Here is a 22,423-nt window from a genome sequence, read left to right as displayed (position 1 = left end):
AAATAGCAGGGCTCTCAGTCGAGATTTGGCTCGAAAGAGGCGAAAGAAAAGAGTTCACATTTACGTTGATGAAGAAGTGGTCGGAGCGCTGAGGGAAATGGGTTATAGTTTGTCTTCTTTGGTGGATCGTTTGTTACAGGAATATTTTGAGAGAATAGGAGTTATGGAAGCTTCGAGAATTGTGGTGGTGGACCGGGCGGGATTTGAACCCGCGGCCTCCGCCTTGCGAGGGCGGCGCTCTCCCAGGCTGAGCTACCGGCCCACCTTCACACTCTAATGGGAGTACGTGTTTTTATAAAGCTTGCCCTGCAAAAGTGAAGTATAGGAGTTCTGATTTTTATAAATCTTGAGAATACGTTATAAAAACTTTGTAAGTATTATTAAAGACATCATGAACTTATAAAAAGCTGACCTAATATATAGGAGGGGTACTTAATGGAGGGGAATACTATTCTTAAAATCGTACTAATTTGCACTATTTTAGCAGGCCTATTCGGGCAAGTCGTGCCAGTATATGCAGAAAATACAACATATCAAACACCGACTGGAATTTACTACGAAGTGAGAGGAGATACGATATACATGATTAATGTCACCAGTGGAGAGGAAACTCCCATTCATCTCTTTGGTGTAAACTGGTTTGGCTTTGAAACACCTAATCATGTAGTGCACGGACTTTGGAAGAGAAACTGGGAAGACATGCTTCTTCAGATCAAAAGCTTAGGCTTCAATGCAATAAGACTTCCTTTCTGTACTGAGTCTGTAAAACCAGGAACACAACCAATTGGAATAGATTACAGTAAAAATCCAGATCTTCGTGGACTAGATAGCCTACAGATTATGGAAAAGATCATAAAGAAGGCCGGAGATCTTGGTATCTTTGTCTTACTCGACTATCATAGGATAGGATGCACTCACATAGAACCCCTCTGGTACACGGAAGACTTCTCAGAGGAAGACTTTATTAACACATGGATAGAGGTTGCCAAAAGGTTCGGTAAGTACTGGAACGTAATAGGGGCTGATCTAAAGAATGAGCCTCATAGTGTTACCTCACCCCCAGCTGCTTATACAGATGGTACCGGGGCTACATGGGGTATGGGAAACCCTGCAACCGATTGGAACTTGGCGGCTGAGAGGATAGGAAAAGCGATTCTGAAGGTTGCCCCTCATTGGTTGATATTCGTGGAGGGGACACAATTTACTAATCCGAAGACTGACAGTAGTTACAAATGGGGCTACAACGCTTGGTGGGGAGGAAATCTAATGGCCGTAAAGGATTATCCAGTTAACTTACCTAGGAATAAGCTAGTATACAGCCCTCACGTATATGGGCCAGATGTCTATAATCAACCGTACTTTGGTCCCGCTAAGGGTTTTCCGGATAATCTTCCAGATATCTGGTATCACCACTTTGGATACGTAAAATTAGAACTAGGATATTCAGTTGTAATAGGAGAGTTTGGAGGAAAATATGGGCATGGAGGCGATCCAAGGGATGTTATATGGCAAAATAAGCTAGTTGATTGGATGATAGAGAATAAATTTTGTGATTTCTTTTACTGGAGCTGGAATCCAGATAGTGGAGATACCGGAGGGATTCTACAGGATGATTGGACAACAATATGGGAAGATAAGTATAATAACCTGAAGAGATTGATGGATAGTTGTTCCAAAAGTTCTTCAAGTACTCAATCCGTTATTCGGAGTACCACCCCTACAAAGTCAAATACAAGTAAGAAGATTTGTGGACCAGCAATTCTTATCATCCTAGCAGTATTCTCTCTTCTCTTAAGAAGGGCTCCCAGGTAGCCCTCTCTTGCCTACTTCTTCTACTTTTAATAACAATTCAAATTTCACAAATATAGTAGTAAATTTTATAAACTACTAAAGTGCTTTCATTCTGGGGAAAGAAATGGGTGCCATAAAATCCTTTGGAGAATCCATTGACCTCCTAATTAGGCATAAAAAATTAATTATACTCACGATATTTCCAGCTCTAATCTCGGGTATCGCGACCCCTTTTATGGAAAATTTCTCTAACATCCAAAGCGTTGAGGGAATTATCTTTGAGAGGCATGGATACGCTCTTCCTGAGGTAAATTGGAAGTTGTTCACTATAATAACCCTTGTGGAATTATTAATACTTTCAGCTGTGGAGTATGGAATTACTGACTTTATTATCAAAGTGAAGAGGAGAGAGATTGAAAGTGAATCATTAAAAGATATAGCCCTCTATGGGCTAAGGAATGTTGGCTGGGCGTTCTTACTTATGATAATTGAATTCCTATACATGGGGGCTATAATCCTCGTTGGTAGCCTTCCTTTTATAATAATACTTATCCTGGCTAGCTTCCTTACTCCACTTGTCCCCCTTGCGATGATATTACTAATCCTCTGGATCCTAATGATAGCTCCTTTCTCTCTGGCCGTTTCTACTTTGATCCTTCCAAGGTTCGTTGACACCCGATCTCTTAGAGAAGCAATAAGCGTTATTAAATATGGAAGGAGATATAAGGCTTCTATGTTTGGATTTGGTCTCCTCCTAATCCTTGCAGGATTCGTCTTTTTAATAACCATAGGAATCATTGAAATGAGTATATACTTATTCTCTACGAGTTTACTAGGCAGAGTTCTAGCTTCTCTCTTAACGGTACCTTTCATGGCTTTATTATCTCTATTTACAACTATCGCTGGGGCCGTATTCTATGAAAACATTAGGGTTGATTATGAAAGGAGAAGAGAGATTCTAAATTGGCTTATTAGCTCTGGTTAGCTTTTCTCAACACCTGGAAGCGTAATATAATAGCAGGGGGGAGCAGGCATTCGATATTCTTCTTTACCTACTTTGTAAACTATGAGGGGCTTAATAATGTATAAATTGTTCAGCTTAGTTGTGTTTGTTAGAGTTACCGTGAAGTTAACTACTCCTCTTGGAGGTATTTCACGCGGTTCAAAGTCAACAATCCTAAGCCCTGGAACTCTAAAACTCACGTTCACTATTTCTACAGCCTCCTCAAAAGGGTTTGAAATAGTATACATAAGTCTTGGAACCAACGAATTAGAGCCAACAAAGGCCTCCACATACGCTGGAATAGTCAATGTTTTCTCTTCCGAGGCCTCCAAGATGTTAAATTCAATAATTCCCATAGGTATCTTCTTTGTGATGTTGTTCCTCCAAATTACTACATACGTTTTGTTCATGATACAATGACCAGGCTCTTTAAGCCTTAATGTTACTATGATGTCAAATACTGTCGCTCCCGGATAGCTGTATTTGCTAACCCCTACATCTTTAAAATCAAGGCAGGGAGGGAGATTTCTAACCCCAACTGTCCCTCTAAAATCTTGATCCTCTGGAGTTATCAGGTATGCGTGGAGGGCAATAACTTCATCAACGTACCCAGCTACATAGCCCTGGTAGGTAGAGACGATGTATTCCTTAGTAATAACTTTCTGAGGTTCGGGACTCTTAAGAGGTTTATATGCTATAAAAATAGAAAAGACAAGTACAACTCCCACTATGATTGTCAAATCTTTCTTCATATAGTTTCCCCAATAAATTTACATCATAGATGAATAAAAGCATTTTCATTAATTGTAATAATTTAATGGCATAAGCTTAAATAGCTATCCTTTATCTTTCACTTTCGATGTATGAGTTGACCGAGGACTTCAAGCTCAGGAAGATCACAAAGTACGAGCTCGATGGGATAGATGAGAGGGAGGATTTACTAGTTATTCCCCCATCTTCCAAAGCAGGCCCCTGTGGAAATGCTTGCTTGTTCTGTTATCTCCTTCAAAATCCTCCCGAGATGATATATAAAGTTCCCAGGCATGACACCCTTAATGATCCCGACTTGGAAAACAGGATTAGATATGCAAGGAAGCATTATGATCTCTGGATTAGGGTTACAGACACTTCAGGGAATATAAAGTTTGATGAAAACAGGATTAAAAGTCTTTACGATGCTGGGCTTGATGAAATCCAAATCTCAGTTCACACCACTAAAAAAGATGTAAGGGCTAGATTGATGAGAAATAGACAAGCTGGGAAATTAATAGATCTGCTTCCCCTCGTAGCTAAGCATTTTAGAACTATAGCTGATATAATATTAACCCCAGGATTTAACGTGGAAGATATAGGGGAGATAATTGAAGACCTCGACTCTATGGGGGTTCACGAGGTTAGGCTTTTCCCGGTTGGTGTGACCAGATACAATAAATTTGGAGTTAGGCCTTTAACTAGGGAAGAACTTTCTTATGTTAAGGGGATAGCCTTAGAAAAAGATAAAGAGCTAGCTATAAAGGTTGTGATACCACCGATATTTCTAGCCCTCCTAGGAGAGTTTACCACGGGGCTTGAACCCTTTGACATAGAGCCAGACTTCCCAACGTACATTTTCACGGGAGAGCTTGCATACCAAGAGATGAAAAGATTATTTCCGAGAGTTAATGTTATTATGGTGAAGAATGAATTCTTTGGAGGAAACATAGGAAGTGCTGGCCTTCTAACTGGAAGAGACATCCTAAGGGAGGTTGAAAAGCTTCCAGAAGTTGATTTAGGATTGATAATTTTGCCCGAGCTAATGTTTTACGGAGATATGACCCTCGATGGATGGAGAAGGCAAGAACTATTTTCCAAGATACTCATAGAGAAAGGTTATATAGTGGAGACAGCCTTAGAACCTACGGAGATTCCAAGAGTTATAGAAAAAGTTACCCTATGATGAGAGAGCTGTTAAATGAGCGGTGATTAAAGGATGGCTGGCTGAGGGTGAGATAATGAGAAAAACTCCTTATTATTCGTATGTTGTAGGGGAACTCCCAAAAGGTTGTCAATATTGCGTTAGGGGAGAGAAACTTGTGCTATTCGTTACTGGAGTCTGCCCTAGGAATTGCTTCTACTGTCCTTTAAGCTCCTGGAGGAGAAAAGATGTGGCATATGCTAATGAAAGACCTATAACGAAGATTGAGGATATAATAGAGGAAGCAAAGATACAGGAAGCCAAAGGAGCGGGTGTTACTGGTGGGGATCCATTAGCGAGGCTAACAAGAACCGTGGATTACATAAGAGCCCTCAAAGAAGAATTCGGAAGTAAATTCCATATTCATCTATACACGACGGGTATTCTTGCAGATAAAAAGGCGTTATCTATGCTCTACGATGCTGGGCTTGATGAGATAAGGTTCCATCCAGACTTGTTTGAGCCTTCTTCAAAATTTTTAAATAGGGAAATTGAGAACTTAAAGAATGCTTTTGACTTTAACTGGGATGTTGGAGGAGAGGTTCCAGCAGTTCCTGGGTTTGAAGATAGGATAAAGTGGTTTGCTGGAATACTTGATAAGTGGGGAGGAAAATTCTTAAACATAAATGAGCTGGAATACAGTGAAACAAACCTTAGGAATCTCTTAAATAGAGGATATAAGCCTGTAAGTAATGAAAGCTCTGCAATAAAAGGCTCTCTTGAGCTTGGTTTGAGGATCCTCGAGTGGGGGGAAAGAAACACCTCCCTCAATTACCATCTTTGCACTGCTAAGCTTAAGGATGCTGTTCAGTTAAGAAATAGGCTGAGAAGGATGGCAAAGAACGTTGCTAAGCCTTATATGGAAATTACGGAGGATGGAACACTTAGATTTGGAATAGCTGAATATGAAGATCTTGAAGAGTTGTATAAATTCCTCATTGAGGAGGCGGAAGTTCCAAGGGAATGGCTGTATATAAATTGGGAAAAGAAGAGAATTGAGATGCCGATTGAAGTTGCCGAGGAATTGGCCGAGGTTGTTGAGGGTGACGTCAAGTTCTACATAGTTGAGGAGTATCCAACCTGGGATAGGATAGAGGTAGAGAGGATCCCCCTAAATTAATTATTTAAATCTTCTTAGGTAAATCTAACTTGGTGAGAAAATGGTTTCGAAGAGAGAGGAGGAATATCTGGAGGTCATGTATCTGCTCCAAAAAAATAAAGGTGTCATTAGGGTTAAAGACATCGCCAAAATACTAAAAGTAAAGCCTCCAAGTGTCGTTGATGCATTAAAAAAACTCAGCAAAAAGGGATTAGTGGAATACGAGAAGCATGATAGAATAACTCTTACCGAAGAAGGTCGAAAGATAGCCGAGGAAACTTACTCAAAGCACATTCTTTTAACGGAGTTTTTTACTAACGTTCTTGGCATTCCACCTGAAATAGCTGAAGAGGATGCATGTCAATTTGAGCACTACGTCAGCGAAGTTACCGTTAAGAGGATTAGGGAGTTTATAACATATATTCAGGAAAACTGTCCTTATGTTTTGAAACAATTCTTAAAGAAAGTTCAAGAAGAAGATAAAAATCAAAAGACTCCAGCAAGGTAAGCAAAGTATCCTACGAAGATGAGGGCTAAGATGTACATTAGTGGGTGTACCTCCTTCCACCTTCCCGTAAAGACCTTTATCAGTGTATAGCTTATGAATCCCACTCCTATTCCATCTGCAATTGAATAAGTAAATGGAATCGTAATTAAGACTAAGAATGCTGGAATTGCTTCTGTGGGATCGCTGAAGTCAACTTCTCTTATGGCACTTATCATGTAGTAACCAACGATAACTAAGGCGGGAGCAGTTGCAAATGAGGGAATAGCCTTTGCTATTGGAGCTATAAAGAGGCCAACTGCTAGTAGAAGTAATCCAGTCGTTAATGCTGTAAGACCCGTTCTACCTCCTTCCTCTATACCGGCCGCACTCTCAATGTAGGTTGTTACGGTTGAAGTTCCTAGGAGGGCCCCCAATGTCGTTCCTATTGCATCCGTTAGAAGGACTTTCTCAGCGTCCGGGATTTTTCCTTCCTTAGTTAGGAATCCTGCCTTTGCACTCAATCCGGTTACCGTTCCAAGAGTATCAAAGAAGTCAACCATGAAGAAAGCAAATATCACTCCTAGGGCTCCAGCATTTAATAAGCCGTGAAGATCAAGTTTGAGGAAGGTATAACTTAAGGTTGGTAATGAAACCACTCCCTCAGGCCTGGGAGCTACGTTGAATATCCAACCGATGATGCTTGTAGTTAGTATTGAAATCAATAATGCTCCCTTTATCCTAAGCCCTATCAGTATTCCAGCGAGTAAAAGTCCGAAGACGAAAAGTAAGCCCTGAGCTGTCGCTAAGAACTTTGCATTAAGACCTGTAAATTGAAGAATTCCCTCCTTACTGGTGACACCAGTAAGCAAACCAACGTCATTCAAACCGATGAACGTCAAGAAAAGACCTATACCTGCTCCCACGGCATACTTTTGGCTAAGTGGGATCGCATGAATTATGGCGCTTCTGACCTTGGTTACGCTTAGGATTATGAATATTATACCTTCAACAAACACAGCGGCTAGTGCAACCTTCCACCCGTATTTGGGGGCGACTGTATAAGCAAAGTAAGCATTAAGACCCATCCCTGGGGCCAGGGCGAAGGGTTTCTTGGCATAAAGCCCCATTAAAATCGTTGTAAGTCCAGCAGAGAGCGCAGTTGCAGCGACAAGTGAATCAAAAGCTTCCTTTCCCATGGCGCTACTGAGGATTATTGGATTTACAAGGAGAATATATGCCATGGTCATGAACGTTGTTAAACCAGCTAAAACCTCAGTTTTTACATCTGTGCCATACTTATCTAGCTCGAAATACCTCTCAGCCCAACCCATCCTTTCCCCTCCAATTGCCTTTGTTTTGTCAAAGATTGATTAATTTTTAAAATTTATTTTACAAAAATTTGTCAACTAAACACATAATTATAACAAGGTTATGGAATTTAACAAAAAAGTTATAAAAGAACGCTGAAGAGTGGGGTAACGGTGAGGGTAATGATAACAGATAAGTTGAGAAGGGATTCTGAACAAATCTGGAAAAAGATCTTTGAGCATCCTTTTGTTGTCCAGCTCTATTCCGGGACGCTACCCCTTGAAAAGTTTAAGTTCTATGTACTACAAGACTTTAATTATCTAGTTGGTTTAACAAGGGCTCTAGCCGTGATTTCTTCGAAAGCCGAGTATCCATTAATGGCCGAGCTAATAGAGCTCGCAAGAGATGAGGTAACGGTTGAAGTAGAGAACTATGTGAAGCTATTGAAGGAGTTAGATCTCACGTTAGAGGATGCAATAAAGACTGAACCTACTCTCGTTAATTCTGCATACATGGATTTTATGCTGGCCACCGCGTATAAAGGGAATATTATAGAGGGATTAACAGCCCTGCTTCCATGTTTTTGGAGCTATGCGGAGATAGCAGAATATCACAAAGATAAGCTTAGAGATAACCCCATCAAAATATACAGGGAATGGGGCAAAGTTTACCTGAGCAATGAGTACCTAAACTTGGTTGGAAGGCTTAGGAAGATAATAGATTCCTCAGGGCATTCAGGCTATGACAGACTAAGAAGAATTTTCATAACCGGGAGTAAATTTGAGCTTGCATTTTGGGAAATGGCATGGAGGGGTGGTGATGTTTTCTGATGAACTTTTACGAAATTCAAGCGAAATCTGGAGAAAGTTCCTCCCCCATAGGTTCCTCATTGAGGTGGCCGAGAATTCCATTTCTAGGGAAAAGTTTGCAAGATGGCTCGTCAATGATTATTACTTTGTCAAGAACGCCCTCAGATTCATGGCCATCCTCATGGCGAAAGCCCCTGATGACCTTTTAAGCTTCTTTTCAGAATCGATATATTATATATCAACCGAGCTAGACATGTTCAAAAGAAATGCCGAAAAGCTTGGAATAAGACTAAACGGGAACATTGACTGGAGAGCAAAGGCTTACGTTAACTACTTATTAAATGTCGCTTATTCTGGGAGTTTTCTTGAGGGATTTACAGCATATTACTGTGAGGAGAAAGCATATTATGAAGCATGGAAATGGGTTCGGGATAGGGTAAGAAGTGATAACCCCTACATCGACTTCATAAATCATTGGAGTTCCCAGGAGTTTGAAAAATACGTAAACAAAATTGAAGCAATTCTTAATCCCCTAGCAGAGAAGCATGGAGAATTCGAAAAGGAGAAAGCCAAAATTGTATTCAGGGAGGTATCCAACTTTGAGTTACTCTTTTGGGACATAGCCTATGGGGGTGAGTAAATGCAGGATATAAAGCCGGTAAAAGAAAGGATATTTGACTTTTGGAGTAACTTCTCAATATGGTTCGGAGCCGACTTTGGAATAGCTGTGATTTGGGCCGGTGCTCTTCTTACCCCCTATTTATCCCTAAAGCAGGCCTTAGCTATTATTATCCTCGGTCATCTCCTAGGTAATGCCGTTATGAGCTTAATAGCAATAGAAGGTCAGGAAACGGGACTCCCTACGATGGTTCTCTCTAGGGGTCCCCTAGGGGGTAAAGGTTCAATCTTACCTTCTCTCCTTAATTACCTTCAGCTAATAGGCTGGACTGCAATAATGCTGATAGTAGGAGCTAGGGCCTTAGACGTAATATTCCCTGGGACATATTTTGCTTGGGTCATAGTACTTGGAGTACTTGTTACAGTTTGGACATTGGTAGGTCCTGAAAGGTGGGGATGGTTAGAGAAGCTTTCCGTAATCCTTCTGGCGATTCTCAGTGGATGGTTATTATACGTAATCTTTAGCAAATATTCGTTCTCTGAGCTATGGAACAAGCCTGGAACTGGAGGCTTACCATTGCTAATAGCTTTAGACTTGGTAATAGCGATGCCACTTAGCTGGGCACCTACAATAGCTGATTATTCTAGATTTGCGAAGAGTAAAAGCGATGCTGCTTGGGGAACTTATCTAGGTCATCTAGCGGGATCGGCCTTCTGTTATTTCTTAGGGGCGTTAAGTAACGTTGCAATGGGAAAAGAAGACCCGATAAGCCTAATAGCGGCATACGGGCTGGGAATTCCAGCAATGCTAATAGTGCTAGTTTCTACCTTAAACACTACATTCATGGATATATACTCCGCTTCAATTACTTGGAAGAACGTTAATCCTAAGGCTAGCCTGAAAACCCAAATCTTAATTGTCGGGACTTTAGGAACGCTTTTAGCCTTGGTGTTCCCTGTAGATAAATATGAGGCTTTTCTCTTACTAATTGGCGGGGCTTTCGTACCCTTAGCAGCAATAATGATTGCCGACTACTTTATGGTTAGGAAGAAATATGACGCTAATGAACTTCTAGCGAATCAAAGAATCAGGATCCCAGGAATAGTGGCCTGGATAGTAGGATTCGCACTTTATATTTCCATGACAATGGAAAGCTTAATCGGAGTTCCAGTTCCAGTACTTAGCCCACTTGGAGATAGAATAGGAGCAAGCATTCCGGTGTTCCTTATAACTTTAGTGCTATACTATATCTTATCTTTAGGGGGCAGTAAGAATGAAGTTCATCATTGAAGCCCTCAAGAGAGTTAGAGAGAGAAGGCCCCTTGTCCATAACATAACGAATTTCGTCGTGATGAACACTACGGCAAATGCCTTGCTAGCATTAGGGGCCTCACCAGTTATGGCCCATGCCGAAGAGGAGCTGGAGGAGATGATAAGACTAGCGGATGCTGTTGTCATAAATATTGGAACCCTTGACTCTGGATGGAGAAGATCAATGGTAAAAGCAACCGAAATTGCAAACGAATTAGGAAAACCGATTGTACTTGATCCCGTGGGAGCTGGAGCAACCAAATTTAGAACTAGAGTTTCCCTAGAGATTTTGAGTAGAGGGGTTGACGTACTAAAGGGCAACTTCGGTGAAATATCGGCCCTCTTGGGAGAAGAGGGAAAGACTAGGGGTGTTGATTCCTTAGAATACGGAGAAGAGGAGGCCAAGAAGTTAACAATGAATGCGGCCAGAGAATTTAACACCACCGTTGCAGTTACGGGGGCCGTGGATTATGTAAGTGATGGGAGAAGAACCTTTGCAGTATATAATGGCCATGAACTCCTTGGAAGAGTCACCGGAACCGGTTGCATGGTAGCAGCCCTTACTGGAGCATTCGTAGCCGTAACTGAACCTCTAAAAGCAACTACATCTGCTTTAGTTACCTTTGGGATTGCAGCGGAAAAGGCCTATGAAGAGGCAAAATATCCTGGGAGCTTTCACGTTAAACTTTACGACTGGCTTTATAGGATAAACGAGAACGTTATAAGAACCTACGCTAAGGTGAGGGAAGTTGAACTTTAAGGAGAAATTGAAGTTGTACATAATTACGGATAGAAGACTTAAGCCTGAGATTGCGAGTGTAAAGCAGGCCCTGGAGGGAGGAGCAACATCAATTCAACTAAGGATAAAGAACGCTCCAACAAGAGAGATGTATGAGATTGGAAAGGAGATAAGGAAGTTGACAAATGAATATGGGGCCCTCTTCTTCGTTGATGACAGGATAGACGTTGCACTAGCAGTCAATGCTGATGGCGTTCAATTGGGACCTGATGATATGCCGATAGAGATTGCGAGGGAAATAGCCCCTAATCTAATAATAGGAGCTTCAGTCTATTCACTAGAGGAGGCATTAGAAGCCGAAATGAAAGGGGCTGATTATCTAGGGGCCGGCTCCGTGTTTCCTACGCAAACTAAAAAGGATGTCAAGGTTATAGGAATAGAGGGACTTAGGGAGATAGTTAATGCAGTTAAAATTCCCGTTGTTGCCATTGGAGGAATAAATTTGGAAAATGTTAGGGAAGTTCTCTTAACTGGAGTCGACGGAATAGCCGTTGTTTCGGCCGTTATGGGTACTGAGGATGTTAAAAGGGCAACTGAAGGTTTAAGAAGAATCATTGAGGAGGTGTTGGGATGAGACTTGTTAGAACAGCTCTGACTATAGCTGGAAGTGATAGTGGAGGTGGGGCAGGAATTGAAGCCGATCTAAAGACGTTTACGGCCTTTGGAGTTCACGGATTAGTCGCGATAACCTCCGTAACGGCCCAGAACACACAGACCGTAACTGCTATTCATGACATTCCTCCCGAGGTTGTTTCAGAACAGATAAGGGTTGTTGCGGAGGATATAGGTGTTGATGCTGCAAAGACGGGAATGTTAAGCAATGCTGAGATCATAAAGGCCGTAGCAAAGACAGTGAAAAACTATGATTTTCCTTTAGTCGTCGATCCAGTAATGATCGCTAAAAGTGGTGCTCCTCTCCTTAGGGAAGATGCCGTGGATGCATTAATTAAGTATATTCTTCCACTTGCAACCCTTGTAACTCCTAATAGGTTTGAGGCCGAGAAGCTTACCGGTATGGAGATTAGGAATGTAAATGACGCCAAGCTAGCGGCAAAGAAGATTGCAGAAGAAACAGGAGCTAAAGCTGTTATAGTTAAGGGCGGGCACTTGGAAGGAAAGGAAGCCATAGATGTCCTCTATCATAATGGAGCTTACAAGCTTTATAGGGCCCCCAAAGTTGATGGGTGTACTCATGGAACGGGATGTAGCTTTTCGGCCGCGATTACCGCTAACTTAGCTAAAGGTTTAAGCTTAGAAGATGCCGTAAGCGTTGCGAAGGAGTTCATCACTCTAGGAATATCAACTGGTCATAAAATTGGACATGGCCACTGCCCAGTCAATCAATCAGCTTGGATAGAGATTCCAGCGGAGAAATGGAGGATCTATGAAGAGCTTACAAGAGCTGTTAGGGAGTTTGAGAGGATAAACCCTATAAAGCTAATTCCAGAGGTTGGAACAAACTTCGTTTATGCCCTCCCGTTTCCGTATGCAAGAACCAAGGAAGACGTTGCAGGTGTTAAGGGAAGGATAGTCAGGGTAGGGAATGAAGTCAGGGCCGTGGGTTCGGTGGAATTTGGGGCAAGCGATCATTTAGCAAGGGCCATTTTGACTTTCATGAGGTTCTACCCGAAGTATAGAAGTGCTATAAATGTTAGATATTCCGAGGAAATTGTAGAGCTCGCAAAAGAGCAGGGATTCACTGTGTCATTTTACGATAGAAGGGAGGAGCCGATTGAAGTTAAGGAGAAGGAGGGAGCAACTATACCATGGGGAATCGAAGTTGCGGTAAAGAGGATTAACAAAAGGCCCGATGTAATATATCATCTGGGCGATATTGGGAAGGAGCCCATGATATTAATCTTTGGCAGGAATCCCAGGGAAGTGCTCGATAAGCTTAGGTTGCTAATCTAACTTTTATTTCCAAATATTTCATTTACTGCCAATAGGAATTCGCTTGCCTTTACGACATCTCTCACATCAATCCTTTCTTGCTTTGTGTGTGAGATATCAAGGTTTCCTGGTCCAAACACTATTGTCTTGGTACCATTATAAGTAAAGTTTATAGCATCTGTCCAGCTTCTCATGGCTCCAAATTCATCCAATCCTACCATATCCATGGCACTCTTAGCTATCTGAACGATCTCCTCATCTTCGCTAAGCTCGTAACCATCCCATATTTCAGTATACTCATACTTTACGGTATACTCGTCCAGGATTGGATCTATCAAATCCAGGATATCCTCAACCTCCTGATCTGGCAGTAACCTCGCCTCAAGTCTACCCTTACAGAGGGCTGGGATCAAGTAGTAGGGATTCTCGCATATTAATTCCTGTATTCCTATATGAGGATCAAAGTATTTCCCTTTTGCCTTGAAAGGTTCCAGGTCTTTAAGCTTCTGCAACATTTCAAATGTCTGTTCTATAGCATTTATTCCACTTTCAGGACAAGCCCCATGGGCTTCCTTTCCATCCACTTCAAAGTAGGCTTCAATGTTTCCGGCGTGTGCTATATGGACTTCCAAGTCGGTCGGCTCAAGTACTACCGCCATCTTAGGCCTATACCTCTCCATGAAGAGAGCGCTTCCCCTCCCTCCTTTTTCCTCGTCGCTCACGAACACTATACCAACGTTCAGATCTTTCCCTTCTTTTCTCAGTTGCTCAAGCATAAGTAGTATTGAAGCTATCCCTCCCTTTATATCGCTAGCTCCAGTCCCATAAACTATGTTTCCCCTAACGAAGGGTTCAGCCCTTGGGTCTATCGTATCCATGTGAACCTCAAAAAATAGCTCGGCCCCAGGATTTACAACGAGGTCTATAATTTCTCCATCGCTTTCGATATGAACGTCATAGTTGAGTTTATGGAGAAACTCCATAATGTAAAGGGCTACTCTGTCTTCCCTCCCTGAGGGAGAGGGAATTTTCAAAAGTTGGACTAATATTTCTTTTGCTCTTTCGGTTTTCATCTTCCTCACCTAATGTTTCATGGAGGAATGAAGTTATAAAGCCTCTGGCTCCTCGCCCCACATCCTCATCAAATCGGAGAGTGCCCACCTTCGTCATCGGCCGGACTTTCTCCACTTCCAGGATTAGGAACCCAAAAGGAACTCCTTAAAGTACATTTAAAATTATTTGGCATAAACAATGATGGTTAATTATTTCGACGATTGTCAATCCTAATTTTAACAAATGGCTATGGAAAACCTTTTATACACTATAGTAGTAGATAATAATGGAGGTGAGAAAGATGGTTGTTATTAGGAGAAATCCCGAGAATGTTTTAAAGGAATTGAAAAGACACTATGATCTGGTTATGAAGATACCTTCCAGTGAATACCTTAGAAATCCAGATTTCATAGTGGTTGATCCTAGAAGTGGAAAGAAAGTAAAGATAAGCTTCGTTACGCTAGACGATGGGGAATTTGCAGGAGTAGTCTATGATGACACCAGTTAATATTTTGACATTTTGACCAATATTTTTCCAAAAATTTTATATGAAAGTTTAAAATTTTAGCTTACTTTGGTGGTCTTGACATGAGGAGGGATCGAGAAACCAAACGTTGAGATTCTTGAAAGTATATTAAAAGAGGGTTTATACTGGGCGTACCTAGGAAGGCCAAATGAGGTAATGCCCTTTTTGAGGGGAAAATTCTTACAGATGAGTAAAGAAGATCCAGAAGTTGTCGAGGATATATTAAGGGAGTTAGAGGCGTTTTATCAAGAAGTTAGCAAACTGGATAGCATTGGAAAAAGAGAGATCAGAAAACTAAGAATATACAGAGATCTTCTAGTAAATGCTCTTTGGGGAGTAGTGAGATAGTATTCTCTCTATTCCCCTTTTATGTCCGAGTCCTACCACAGCTATTATTTTAATTTTTTTCTTCCTTTCTAGGAGGATATCAACTATCCTCATCAAATTCCTTGCCATAAACTCATTCCTTTCTTCAACTAGAATCTTGTATACTGTGGGGTACTTTCTCTTAAATTCAAGCTCTAAACTAATGTAATCTTCAAGGTTAAGCTCAACTTTTGGATATACAATGCTCAAGAATATCTCAATAATTCCCCTGATCTTCTCCTCTATTGGAACTGAAAATAATCTCTTAAGGGTAACTTGAATTGGCATATCTATCATATATATTGGAATCCCCAGAGACCTTGCAACCTCAAAGGCTTCGATCATTTCACTCCCAGGAAGAACTCCGACCTGCTTTCCAAGTGCCATCTCCACTCCCTGGAGGAGATATGCTAAAATTCCTATTTTTCCTAGTTTTATTGCCTGAGAAAACGTTAAGGAACTTCCATTCAACAGGGATAGCAGCCTTCCATAGTCTAGCTCCACCGCCACCGCATCTGGATTTTCCCTCAATATTATGTTTCTAACCTCTTTAACACTCTGAGGAGACACATGCACTGTGCCGATGATCCTAACGTATCTTAAATAGGACATCCCCAGCACCTTCTATGGCTATCCTATCAAAATCTCTCGGAATAATGGCTTGGGGGCAAATGCTTAAGGCTTTTTCTTTATATTCCTTAAAGGAATATCTTGGACTCCTATGGAATAGAACTAGCTTCCTCGCCTTTGACTTTTTCCAAATTTCACAAGCTTCTTCTATGGTGGTATGATAGCTATCTTTTCTGTCTTCCTCATTAACATACGTGGCCTCATGAATCAGAAGAGTTCCCCTTCTAGAGAATTCAATAACCTCATCGCAGGGTTCGGTATCTCCAGAGTATACTACCTTTGCACCCCTCTTCTTTGGCCCTGTAACTTCTAATAACCTAACTATCTTGCCATTTATTTCTATGATCTTTTGTCTTTCTAGTTCCTTCATCCAGGGGCCCGGCTCCAATCCCAATTCTTTTATTTTTTTCAGGTTAAAGTTTCCTCTCTTATCTTTTTCTTTAAATACGTATCCAAGGGCCGGAACTCCATGAGAGACTTCAAATGCCCATACCTCGTATTCTTTGAATTTTAATCTCGACTTCCCTGAGATTTCATGTACGAGAATATCAAAAGATGGAGCGAAGTATCCACTATTTAGGAGGTTCTGAAGAAAGGTGGATGAACCTTCTGGACCGTATATATGTAACGGATCCTTTCTTTTCCATAGACTCATAGTTTGAATTAACGCTGGAAGCCCTAAATAATGATCTCCATGAAAATGAGTTATGAATACTCTTTTAATTTTCATTGGGCTTATCCTCGCAATTTCCATTTGCCTTAACGTTCCTTCACCTACATCAAACAATATTATCTCCCCTCCAATTTTAATCGCTATTGAAGGAACATTTCTTTCTGGAGTTGGTTTTATACCGCCAGTTCCTAAAAAAATGACCTCTATCATTTTAGTACTCCCTCAACAATTTACCCAAAGGTAATTGATCTCTTACATCAATTTGCCTCAGGGCCATCCATAGCGTTGCTTGATTGCTCGTAATTACTGGAACCCCAAGATCCCTTTCTAACTTCTCTATTATTTCGAACGTCCTCAAGTTCGTGCAACTAATGAATATTGCATCAGCATCCCCAGCGAACATTGCTTTGGCTAGCCTATACACAACGTACGGCTCCAATTTTCCAATTTCGAGGTTATCCGTCAAGTTCAACCCTTTTATGTCGAGAACTTCAAATCCATTACCCTCAAGAAATTCTTTTTCCTTTTGATTAATCTCATCAGAGTATGGGGTTACAATGAGAAGAGATTGGGCATCTAAAACATCTAAAGCTTCCAGTACTGCTGTACTCGTTGTAAACGTTTCTATGTTTACCTCTTCCTCAATTTTCATTTCCAATTCTTTCTCAAAATCTTGTCCCCCTATAAAAGATCCACTCGAGCAACCAAACGCTATTACCTCAACTCCAGCATCTGCAAGTAAGCTAGCAGCTTCAATTGCGTAACTATTCATCTTAAATAATTCTTCATCTGTAATACTCTTTAATGGCATTCTTGATGTATGAAGCGAGACTCCCTCAGGTAAAAAGGAATGAAGCTCCATTTCCATTGTAGTATTTGAAGAGGGAACTATAAGGCCTATCCTACCCCTCCAGCCGAACATGCTGTCACCTAGAAATCCCTATTACATAGGGATTTTAAACTATTTTATTCAAAAAATTTTATAATGTTCCCAAAGATCAAGGAGGTTAGGTGGACATAATGAACGAAAAGGTCAAAAAAATTATTGAGTTCATGGATAAAAACTCGATAGACGCTGTACTTATAGCTAAGAACCCAAATGTGTATTACATTTCGGGAGCTTCCCCGTTGGCTGGCGGGTATATATTAATAACTGGAGAATCGGCAACTCTCTATGTTCCCGAGCTTGAGTATGAAATGGCCAAAGAAGAAAGCAATATTCCCGTTGAGAAGTTCAAAAAGATGGATGAATTCTACAAAGCTCTGGAGGGTATAAAGAGTTTAGGAATAGAAAGTTCGCTTCCTTATGGATTTATTGAGGAGCTAAAGAAGAAAGCAAACATAAAGGAGTTCAAAAAGGTTGATGATGTCATTAGAGATATGAGGATAATAAAATCAGAAAAAGAAATCAAAATAATTGAAAAGGCCTGTGAAATAGCTGATAAAGCTGTTATGGCAGCTATAGAGGAAATCACTGAAGGGAAAAAAGAGAGAGAAGTTGCTGCAAAGGTTGAATACCTAATGAAAATGAACGGTGCTGAAAAACCAGCTTTTGACACTATAATAGCAAGTGGTTACAGATCAGCACTCCCTCATGGCGTTGCAAGTGATAAGAGGATTGAGAGAGGAGATCTAGTTGTAATAGATCTTGGAGCTTTATACCAGCACTACAACTCGGATATCACAAGAACAATAGTAGTTGGCTCCCCCAACGAAAAACAGAAGGAAATTTATGAGATAGTACTTGAAGCCCAGAAGAAAGCAGTTGAATCTGCAAAACCAGGAATTACCGCTAAGGAGCTTGATTCTATTGCAAGGAACATAATAGCGGAGTACGGATATGGAGAGTACTTTAATCACAGCCTAGGGCATGGAGTAGGTCTTGAAGTGCATGAATGGCCAAGGGTCAGCCAATACGATGAAACAGTTCTTAGGGAGGGGATGGTAATAACTATCGAACCTGGAATATACATACCGAAGATTGGTGGAGTTAGAATTGAAGATACCATATTAATAACTAAAAATGGATCAAAAAGGTTAACAAAAACTGAAAGAGAACTCATCTAGCGAGCTCTAGTAGGGCCATTGCGGCCCTCATATCCACTTTTATTAACTCTGTGTATACCCTATCTAATTCTCCGTTAACGTATATTCCATCTTCCCTGACCTCAACATTTATTGAAGAATATCCAAGAACCTCGAGATTCCCTTTAAGAATTGTTTCGAGAATGCTCAATGCGAGCAAGGCTTCTCTATTTTCTTTTGCTAATCTCTCCTCCTCGCTAATGTGTCTAGAATGTCCCGTTGGGATACCAAGAAGCCTAAAGAGTCCCCATCTTCTCATTTTACTAACTCTCTCCTTCATCTTTGAACTGGCCTTTTCTTTGGCATATTTAAGCACACTGTAGAGAAATTCCTCCACCTCATTCTTTTTAATAAGTGCAAACTCGTGATTTTCGGTCACCTCTGGCATCCTATTAAATTTTCTAATCAATGTGGCGACCCTTTCGGGCTTCTCAACTCTTAAAGCTGTATATGCATCGATTCCATATAATCCTGACTTAGTTCTAAAAATGATGTAAGGTAATTCGATCTCCTTCATCGTTCCAACTATACCTCCTTCACTTTATAATTATAACCACCAACAACTTGAACGTTTAAGGATAAATTATTGACTAAATATTTTAAGGACTAAAAAGAATTAGGGTTTGGTGATCCAAATGGTAAAGAGAGTCCACATCTTTGACTGGCACAAAGAACATGCAAGAAAGATTGAGGAATTTGCCGGATGGGAAATGCCAATATGGTATTCAAGCATAAAGGAGGAGCACCTTGCAGTTAGAAACGCTGTTGGAATATTTGACGTTTCGCACATGGGGGAAATAGTATTTAGAGGTAAAGATGCCTTAAAGTTTCTACAATATGTAACAACAAACGATATAAGCAAGCCTCCCGCTATTAGTGGTACATATACATTGGTTCTCAATGAAAGAGGAGCAATAAAGGATGAAACATTGGTATTTAACATGGGTAACAATGAATACCTAATGATATGTGACTCAGATGCCTTCGAAAAGCTCTATGCCTGGTTTACTTACCTAAAGAGAACTATAGAACAATTTACAAAACTCGATCTTGAAATAGAGCTAAAGACCTACGATATAGCTATGTTTGCAGTTCAGGGACCTAAAGCTAGAGATCTAGCTAAAGACCTGTTTGGAATTGACATAAATGAGATGTGGTGGTTCCAGGCTAGATGGGTTGAGCTTGACGGAATAAAGATGCTACTCTCAAGGAGCGGATATACTGGAGAGAACGGATTTGAAGTTTACATAGAGGATGCTAACCCCTACCATCCAGATGAAAGTAAGAGGGGAGAACCAGAAAAAGCCTTGCATGTTTGGGAGAGAATACTTGAGGAAGGTAAGAAGTACGGAATAAAACCATGCGGCCTTGGAGCAAGGGATACGCTAAGATTAGAGGCCGGTTACACCCTCTACGGTAACGAGACTAAAGAGTTGCAACTCTTGAGTACCGATATAGATGAAGTGACACCCCTCCAGGCCAACTTAGAATTCGCGATATACTGGGATAAGGATTTCATAGGGAAAGATGCCCTTCTAAAGCAGAAGGAAAGGGGAGTGGGAAGAAAGCTAGTTCACTTTAAGATGATAGACAAGGGTATACCAAGGGAAGGGTACAAGGTGTATGCAAATGGAGAAATGATAGGAGAAGTTACAAGTGGAACATTATCACCACTCCTAAACGTCGGTATAGGGATAGCATTCGTCAAAGAGGAGTATGCAAAACCAGGAATTGAAATTGAAGTAGAAATAAGAGGACAAAGAAAGAAAGCAGTTACAGTTACACCACCCTTCTATGATCCTAAAAAGTATGGACTATTCAGAGAAACATAGATTACATTTTTAAGCTCTTTTTAAAATTTATTTTTGGGAAATTTGAATGCTAACGTTTGAAGAACTACTCGACGAGATAAAATTTGGGGAAACTACAATATTATTTTATCCCGGACTATCCTATATAAGGGAGTTTATCATCTTAAAGATCTTAAATCATGCTAAAATAAGGAATATCCCCGTTATAATTGACGATAACCTCGATGCACTGTCGATAGTCTCGAGAAACCTTAAGATTTTGGGATTCGCTGAGGACTTTCAAGATGCATACGTAGTAAAAACAGGGGGAAGACAGAATATAGGAAAAATTATTACAAGGGTTAGACTGCATCCAGACCCTAGAGTTTATATTCAAGAGTACTCAGAGAATATTCAGAGATCTCTTAAGGAACATAGAATCGAGAGGTTCATAAATATAGTACTGGGGATTGAAGATCTTTTCAGATACTTAAATTCTCCCCATGAAGTTTACCTTCTAGTTCTTGCTATTCAACGCTTTTTAGGCGATAAAAGGAGGAAGGCGTTTTATATTGTCAATGAAAACTCATTGAAGGTGTTACCTCCTCAGGTATATCTGGAATTAATGAGGGTGGCTACGACAATCATAAGGGCGGTTCCAAACTTTATAACAGCAAATTTAACGATAATAAAAAGTCTAAACCCAGGATTAATAGGAAAAGAAATAAGTTTAGAGCTGGAGGTAGAAAGATGATAATTTTACAGGAATTTCTAAAAAGTAAAAAGTTCGGAGAGACGATATTGGTTGAAAACGATTCTCCACTTGGAATTGAGGCTTTGACATCTTATATCCTTGAATATGCTAAGCAGGAGAAACTTCCAGTTCTCATAGAAGATATTTTAGACACGTTTCCCATATATATTAAGCACCTTAAGCTCATGAACAGGGAGTTAGACCTTTCTTCTGTTAATGTTATGAAGATCGGGGGAGTTGAAGACATAGGAAATGTAGTCTCCAGACTCAAGCTTGAAAGTGATCCTTCCATTTATATATCCCGATATACTGCAGAGTTTTCAAGGGTTGCCTCAAAGGAAAACTTCATTGATATGATCTTTGGGGTTGATAGACTGTTCACACTTGATGATACGGGGGTCTTAACCTATGAAATTCTTGCTTCAATGAAACAATATAGCACCAGGAAAGATAGACTTGCCTTCTACTTCGTTGAAAAGAAGATTATAGAAAACATACCTACTAATCCCCTTTTAGCATTAGAAGACATAGGAACTTCAGTTCTAATGTTAAATCAGGAAAGGGACATTTTAATAATAAAATTTGTCAAAGATGCATGGTCCATAAAATCAAAAGTAAAGGAGATAAAGATATCAATTGAAGATCTTACTTAGCTATCCAGTAGCTCCTTTCAGGGCATCTTTACAGGGACAATTTCTCTCCTTGGGGATTAAGGGAATAGCCTTGGTTATTAAGGCCGTTATTTCTCTTGTCTTTTTATTCATTAGCTCAACGACCTCAGCATGTGTTAATTTTTTCCCACTAATACCAGCAGCATAATTCGTAACTATAGCAACAGTTGCATAACACATTTCCAGCTCCCTCGCCAAAGCGGCCTCTGGGCACTGAGTCATTCCAACGACATCCCCACCTAAAATACGATAAGCCCTAATTTCTGCCGCTGTTTCAAATCTTGGACCTTCTGTACAGACATATGTTCCTTTTGGGTGATATGGAAGGGATAGATCCTTTGCGGCCGTAATTAGGGCCCTCCTTATCTCAGGACAGTAAGGCTCAGTAAAATCAACATGAGCAACAAACTTTCTATCGTGAGGACTCTCCTCTCCATCGTAAAATGTTCTTGGCCTAGAAACGGTGAAGTCTATTAGTTGATCTAAGATCACAAAATCTCCTGGTCTCATGTTTGGATTTAAAGACCCTACAGCCGAAGTTGCTACAATCCTTTCAACTCCAAGCTCATGAAGAGCCCATATATTTGCTCTATAGTTTACCTTGTGAGGAGGTACTGAATGTCCTTTTCCATGTCTTGCAAGAAACGCAACCTCTTCCCCAGCAACATGGCCAATTGTTAAGTTGACTTTCCCGTAAGGAGTTTCAACGGTTAATTCTCTCTTATTCTCGGCTGGGAAGTCATAAACACCGGAACCTCCTATAACTGCAACCCTAACCATTTATGCCACCGATAATGAATTAAAC

Annotated in this window: 25 protein-coding genes and 1 tRNA gene; 17 read left to right on the top strand and 9 right to left on the bottom strand. The window is 40.6% G+C overall.

What is annotated here, in order from left to right; genetic code table 11:
- Positions 1 to 185: 185 nt before the first annotated feature.
- Positions 186 to 262: transfer RNA gene (locus PH_RS05485), tRNA-Ala, on the bottom strand.
- A 173-nt stretch (positions 263 to 435) separates the two neighbouring features.
- Here PH_RS05485 and PH_RS05480 point away from each other — a divergent pair.
- Both PH_RS05480 and PH_RS05475 read left to right on the top strand, forming a co-directional pair.
- Positions 436 to 1,812 carry a cellulase family glycosylhydrolase gene (locus PH_RS05480; RefSeq protein ID WP_010885255.1) on the top strand — a complete coding sequence of 459 codons (1,377 nt, stop codon included), beginning with the start codon at positions 436 to 438 and terminating at the stop codon, positions 1,810 to 1,812.
- Between the two features lie 103 nt (positions 1,813 to 1,915).
- The gene (locus PH_RS05475) at positions 1,916 to 2,776 is read left to right on the top strand and encodes a hypothetical protein (RefSeq protein WP_010885253.1); all 861 of its coding nucleotides are present in this window, start codon (positions 1,916 to 1,918) and stop codon (positions 2,774 to 2,776) included.
- Here the strand turns inward: PH_RS05475 and PH_RS05470 are convergent.
- The gene (locus tag PH_RS05470; protein ID WP_010885251.1) at positions 2,773 to 3,546 is read right to left on the bottom strand and encodes a hypothetical protein; all 774 of its coding nucleotides are present in this window, start codon (positions 3,544 to 3,546) and stop codon (positions 2,773 to 2,775) included. The genes PH_RS05475 and PH_RS05470 overlap by 4 nt on opposite strands.
- Positions 3,547 to 3,653: 107 nt before the next feature.
- Here PH_RS05470 and PH_RS05465 point away from each other — a divergent pair, with 107 nt between their 5' ends.
- Genes PH_RS05465 through PH_RS05455 form a run of 3 tightly spaced genes read left to right on the top strand, consistent with a single transcriptional unit; the run spans position 3,654 to position 6,355 of the window.
- Positions 3,654 to 4,730: a radical SAM protein gene (locus PH_RS05465; RefSeq protein WP_010885250.1), complete on the top strand. Its 1,077-nt coding sequence runs from the start codon at positions 3,654 to 3,656 to the stop codon at positions 4,728 to 4,730.
- Positions 4,731 to 4,785: 55 nt separating this feature from the next.
- On the top strand, positions 4,786 to 5,868 hold the full coding sequence (locus tag PH_RS05460) for a radical SAM protein (protein WP_048053328.1): 1,083 nt from the start codon (positions 4,786 to 4,788) through the stop codon (positions 5,866 to 5,868).
- Positions 5,869 to 5,908: 40 nt separating this feature from the next.
- Complete coding sequence (locus PH_RS05455) at positions 5,909 to 6,355, top strand: metal-dependent transcriptional regulator (RefSeq protein WP_010885248.1); 447 nt, start codon at positions 5,909 to 5,911, stop codon at positions 6,353 to 6,355.
- Here PH_RS05455 and PH_RS05450 read toward each other — a convergent pair.
- A complete protein-coding gene (locus tag PH_RS05450; RefSeq protein WP_010885247.1) occupies positions 6,334 to 7,665 on the bottom strand; it encodes an NCS2 family permease in 1,332 nt (443 codons plus the stop codon). The two genes, PH_RS05455 and PH_RS05450, sit on opposite strands and share 22 nt — an antisense overlap.
- Positions 7,666 to 7,824: 159 nt before the next feature.
- Here PH_RS05450 and tenA point away from each other — a divergent pair, with 159 nt between their 5' ends.
- The 6 genes from tenA to PH_RS05420 are packed head-to-tail and all read left to right on the top strand — an operon-like array spanning position 7,825 to position 13,091.
- On the top strand, positions 7,825 to 8,472 hold the full coding sequence (tenA, locus tag PH_RS05445) for a thiaminase II (protein WP_048053327.1): 648 nt from the start codon (positions 7,825 to 7,827) through the stop codon (positions 8,470 to 8,472).
- Positions 8,462 to 9,091: a TenA family protein gene (locus tag PH_RS05440; protein ID WP_048053326.1), complete on the top strand. Its 630-nt coding sequence runs from the start codon at positions 8,462 to 8,464 to the stop codon at positions 9,089 to 9,091. The genes tenA and PH_RS05440 overlap by 11 nt, the downstream gene beginning before the upstream one ends.
- Positions 9,092 to 10,360: a putative hydroxymethylpyrimidine transporter CytX gene (gene cytX, locus PH_RS05435; protein ID WP_010885244.1), complete on the top strand. Its 1,269-nt coding sequence runs from the start codon at positions 9,092 to 9,094 to the stop codon at positions 10,358 to 10,360.
- Positions 10,344 to 11,141 carry a hydroxyethylthiazole kinase gene (gene thiM, locus PH_RS05430; RefSeq protein ID WP_010885242.1) on the top strand — a complete coding sequence of 266 codons (798 nt, stop codon included), beginning with the start codon at positions 10,344 to 10,346 and terminating at the stop codon, positions 11,139 to 11,141. The genes cytX and thiM overlap by 17 nt, the downstream gene beginning before the upstream one ends.
- On the top strand, positions 11,131 to 11,754 hold the full coding sequence (gene thiE, locus PH_RS05425) for a thiamine phosphate synthase (protein WP_010885241.1): 624 nt from the start codon (positions 11,131 to 11,133) through the stop codon (positions 11,752 to 11,754). Before thiM ends, thiE begins: the two co-directional genes overlap by 11 nt.
- Complete coding sequence (locus PH_RS05420) at positions 11,751 to 13,091, top strand: bifunctional hydroxymethylpyrimidine kinase/phosphomethylpyrimidine kinase (RefSeq protein ID WP_010885240.1); 1,341 nt, start codon at positions 11,751 to 11,753, stop codon at positions 13,089 to 13,091. The genes thiE and PH_RS05420 overlap by 4 nt, the downstream gene beginning before the upstream one ends.
- On the opposite strand, the gene PH_RS05415 is transcribed toward PH_RS05420, so the two are convergent.
- Entirely contained in the window at positions 13,088 to 14,143 is a 1,056-nt protein-coding gene (locus tag PH_RS05415; protein WP_048053325.1) for a M20/M25/M40 family metallo-hydrolase, read from the bottom strand. The two genes, PH_RS05420 and PH_RS05415, sit on opposite strands and share 4 nt — an antisense overlap.
- A 266-nt stretch (positions 14,144 to 14,409) precedes the next feature.
- Here PH_RS05415 and PH_RS05410 point away from each other — a divergent pair, with 266 nt between their 5' ends.
- Positions 14,410 to 14,631, top strand: coding sequence for a hypothetical protein (locus tag PH_RS05410; protein ID WP_010885238.1), 222 nt, complete (start codon positions 14,410 to 14,412; stop codon positions 14,629 to 14,631).
- Positions 14,632 to 14,835: 204 nt separating this feature from the next.
- Positions 14,836 to 14,997: a hypothetical protein gene (locus PH_RS10010; RefSeq protein WP_231833695.1), complete on the top strand. Its 162-nt coding sequence runs from the start codon at positions 14,836 to 14,838 to the stop codon at positions 14,995 to 14,997.
- On the opposite strand, the gene PH_RS05400 is transcribed toward PH_RS10010, so the two are convergent.
- From PH_RS05400 to PH_RS05390, 3 genes are read right to left on the bottom strand one after another with little or no spacing between them, the layout of a single operon-like run.
- Positions 14,965 to 15,627: a TraB domain-containing protein gene (locus tag PH_RS05400; RefSeq protein WP_048053322.1), complete on the bottom strand. Its 663-nt coding sequence runs from the start codon at positions 15,625 to 15,627 to the stop codon at positions 14,965 to 14,967. The two genes, PH_RS10010 and PH_RS05400, sit on opposite strands and share 33 nt — an antisense overlap.
- Complete coding sequence (locus tag PH_RS05395) at positions 15,605 to 16,528, bottom strand: ribonuclease Z (protein ID WP_010885235.1); 924 nt, start codon at positions 16,526 to 16,528, stop codon at positions 15,605 to 15,607. Before PH_RS05395 ends, PH_RS05400 begins: the two co-directional genes overlap by 23 nt.
- Position 16,529: 1 nt before the next feature.
- Positions 16,530 to 17,240, bottom strand: coding sequence for a maleate cis-trans isomerase family protein (locus PH_RS05390; RefSeq protein WP_010885234.1), 711 nt, complete (start codon positions 17,238 to 17,240; stop codon positions 16,530 to 16,532).
- A gap of 98 nt (positions 17,241 to 17,338) precedes the next feature.
- Between PH_RS05390 and pepQ the strand changes: the two genes are divergently transcribed.
- Complete coding sequence (gene pepQ, locus PH_RS05385) at positions 17,339 to 18,385, top strand: Xaa-Pro dipeptidase PepQ (protein ID WP_048053321.1); 1,047 nt, start codon at positions 17,339 to 17,341, stop codon at positions 18,383 to 18,385.
- Here pepQ and PH_RS05380 read toward each other — a convergent pair.
- Entirely contained in the window at positions 18,378 to 18,920 is a 543-nt protein-coding gene (locus PH_RS05380) for a hypothetical protein (protein ID WP_010885232.1), read from the bottom strand. The two genes, pepQ and PH_RS05380, sit on opposite strands and share 8 nt — an antisense overlap.
- A 118-nt stretch (positions 18,921 to 19,038) precedes the next feature.
- On the opposite strand from PH_RS05380, the gene gcvT reads away from it, so the two are divergent.
- From gcvT to PH_RS05365, 3 genes are read left to right on the top strand one after another with little or no spacing between them, the layout of a single operon-like run.
- On the top strand, positions 19,039 to 20,235 hold the full coding sequence (gene gcvT, locus PH_RS05375; RefSeq protein ID WP_048053320.1) for a glycine cleavage system aminomethyltransferase GcvT: 1,197 nt from the start codon (positions 19,039 to 19,041) through the stop codon (positions 20,233 to 20,235).
- Between the two features lie 46 nt (positions 20,236 to 20,281).
- Positions 20,282 to 20,947, top strand: a complete 666-nt coding sequence (locus tag PH_RS05370) for a DUF257 family protein (RefSeq protein ID WP_010885229.1) — start codon at positions 20,282 to 20,284, stop codon at positions 20,945 to 20,947.
- Positions 20,944 to 21,600, top strand: a complete 657-nt coding sequence (locus PH_RS05365; RefSeq protein WP_010885228.1) for a DUF257 family protein — start codon at positions 20,944 to 20,946, stop codon at positions 21,598 to 21,600. Before PH_RS05370 ends, PH_RS05365 begins: the two co-directional genes overlap by 4 nt.
- On the opposite strand, the gene mtnP is transcribed toward PH_RS05365, so the two are convergent.
- A complete protein-coding gene (gene mtnP, locus PH_RS05360) occupies positions 21,601 to 22,398 on the bottom strand; it encodes an S-methyl-5'-thioadenosine phosphorylase (protein WP_010885227.1) in 798 nt (265 codons plus the stop codon). It lies immediately after the preceding gene.
- Between the last annotated feature and the right edge of the window lie 25 nt (positions 22,399 to 22,423).

It is taken from the genome of Pyrococcus horikoshii OT3, assembly GCF_000011105.1.
In the GTDB taxonomy this organism is placed as follows: Archaea; Methanobacteriota_B; Thermococci; order Thermococcales; family Thermococcaceae; genus Pyrococcus; species Pyrococcus horikoshii.
This window is presented reverse-complemented; position numbering and strand designations above follow the sequence as displayed.